The 1,938-nt window shown below is 72.9% G+C and carries 4 protein-coding genes and 1 tRNA gene; all 5 read right to left on the reverse strand.

Annotation, left to right across the window (positions count from 1 at the left end):
- Positions 1 to 114: 114 nt before the first annotated feature.
- Positions 115 to 516, reverse strand: coding sequence for a hypothetical protein (locus tag ACWDTP_RS38265; protein ID WP_450028415.1), 402 nt, complete (start codon positions 514 to 516; stop codon positions 115 to 117).
- The gene (locus ACWDTP_RS38270) at positions 513 to 806 is read right to left on the reverse strand and encodes a hypothetical protein (RefSeq protein ID WP_450028416.1); all 294 of its coding nucleotides are present in this window, start codon (positions 804 to 806) and stop codon (positions 513 to 515) included. Before ACWDTP_RS38270 ends, ACWDTP_RS38265 begins: the two co-directional genes overlap by 4 nt.
- Positions 807 to 1,254: 448 nt before the next feature.
- A tRNA-Leu gene (locus ACWDTP_RS38275) sits at positions 1,255 to 1,338 on the reverse strand.
- 41 nt (positions 1,339 to 1,379) lie between these two features.
- Complete coding sequence (locus ACWDTP_RS38280) at positions 1,380 to 1,664, reverse strand: hypothetical protein (RefSeq protein ID WP_450028417.1); 285 nt, start codon at positions 1,662 to 1,664, stop codon at positions 1,380 to 1,382.
- Positions 1,664 to 1,938, reverse strand: a 275-nt coding sequence (locus ACWDTP_RS38285) for a DUF6011 domain-containing protein (RefSeq protein WP_450028418.1), incomplete at its 5' end; no start/stop codon positions are given. The genes ACWDTP_RS38285 and ACWDTP_RS38280, both read right to left, overlap by 1 nt.

Raw genomic sequence — 1,938 nt, forward strand, 5'->3', positions numbered from 1 at the left:
GTACGGGCCTGTGCGGCCCGTTCGGGGGTTCCGGTGGGTGTGGGGGCGCTTGAGGGGCTGTGAGGCCCGTGTGGCGCCACGGAGCTCCACTGCGGGCGCGGTTGGGGCGTGAGGTCAGGCACGGTCATCTCCGAGGATCCGACGGGCCACGGCGACGGCACGCGGGTCGGGGCCGACCTGCTCGGCATCTTCAGCGGCAGCGTCGAGCCAGTCGGCGAGGGCGAGGCCGACGGTCGGGTCCATGGCGGCGGCGTACTCGGCGTGCTGGCCGTGCATGTACGACGGCCGTTGAGGTGAGCCGCCGCGGTTCAGCAGCGGCCAGGAGATGCGGCGGCCGTCGTCGCGGGTGAGGTGGTCGCCGTAGAGGAAGCGGGTGCTGTCGTCGTCGGGCCAGCAGGGTTCGGTGTGCCAGCGGGCGGTTGGGAGTCCGTCGGGATCGGTGCTGGCGGCGGTGGCGAGGGCGCGCAGCAGCTCGGCGGCGGCGCGGATCTGGTCGGCGGGGCTGACGTCGGTCATTGGTCGTTCTCCTGGTTGGCGAGGAACTGGCTGCGCGCGGGCGCACTGCGGGGCGCCGGCGGGTCGTGGCGGTGCCGCCAGGCGCGCACCGTGCCGATCGGGTCCGTCATCAGCAGCAGCACGAACAGGGCGGTTTGCCGGGGGCGGGTCGCCCAGCGGTCGAGGTGGAAGCGGACTTCCCAGTTGGCCCAGGTGGCGAGCCGGTCCCAGGGGCGGATGCGGCCGAGGGCGTACCCGGCGGCGAGGAGGACTGCGGCGGCGAGCAGCGCGGCCGGGACGGGGGCGGTCATCGGAGTGTGGCCTCCTGCTCCCGAGTTCGCTGGTTCCGTCGAACGCGTTGGGCGTGCTCGGTGTTCGCCGCTGTGCAGATGGCGCAGCGGCAGCCCTTGTCGTAGCGACCCCTGCCATGCCGAGGGGTCCTGTCGGCGAACCCGTCCAGCCCGCACTTCCGGTCGTGACAGGGCTTGCAGAGCACCTGGCACTTCGCCAGCTCGGCTACTCGCCGCTTCTCGGACCAGGTCCAGATCCGGTGCGAGACCTTGTCTGCGGGGTTCACGTGATCCAGCTCAAGGTCTTCGGTGGAGCCGCAACGCGCGCAGGACTTGTCTGCCAGGAACGCAGCGCGACTGGCGGCTCGTCGCTTTGCCGCCCAGGCCCGTTGGTACTCACGCTGTGCCTCTGGGTCTTTGTAAGGCATGGTGCTCGTCTTCCGTTCGGTCGTTGATCGGTTGAGGTGAGAGCCCGGAACGGGATTCGAACCCGTACGCCCCAGCGGGGCAGCGATTTTTAAGATCGCGGCGTCTGCCGTTCCGCCACCCGGGCAAGGGCCCGGCCGTCGTGACGGGACGGCCGGGCCGGGCGGGTCAGTGGTTGTTGGCGATGTGGTGCAGTCCGGCCGCGGCAGTGGTGAGCGCGGCGAGGGCCTCGTGCGCCTCGCGGGTGTAGTCGGCGTCCTCGTCGCGGGCGTTCAGGTGTTCCTCGACGAGCGCGGTGATGGGCGTGGCGAGGTCGGCCAGGGCTGTGGCGAGGTCGAGCAGCACTTCGCGGGCGACGCTCGTGTGCTCGATGCCGTCTACCGCGGCTAGGTCGCGGGCGGCGGCGCGGATCTCCTCGGCCTGGTCGGCGCCGAGGCTGGGCGAGCTGGTCATCAGTGGGTCTCCTGGTAGTTGGCGATGTCGGGCAGGGTCGTGATGCGGCGGCCGTCGCGGTGCCAGCGTGGCCAGCGGACCGGGGAGCGGCGCCGACGGCGGGGCCGGGTCGGGGTGGGGATGTCGAGGGCGAGCTGCCCGCCGCCGGCCGCGGCCGCCACCGTGAGGGCGCGCCGGCACTTCGGGCCGAGCCCGGCCGCGATGGACACGGCGTCCTGGAGGCGGCGGCCGCACGACCGGCAGCGGGCGGTCACCGGGGGCTGCTCCCCTCGCG

The sequence above is a fragment of the Mycobacterium sp. NPDC003449 genome (assembly GCF_053588415.1).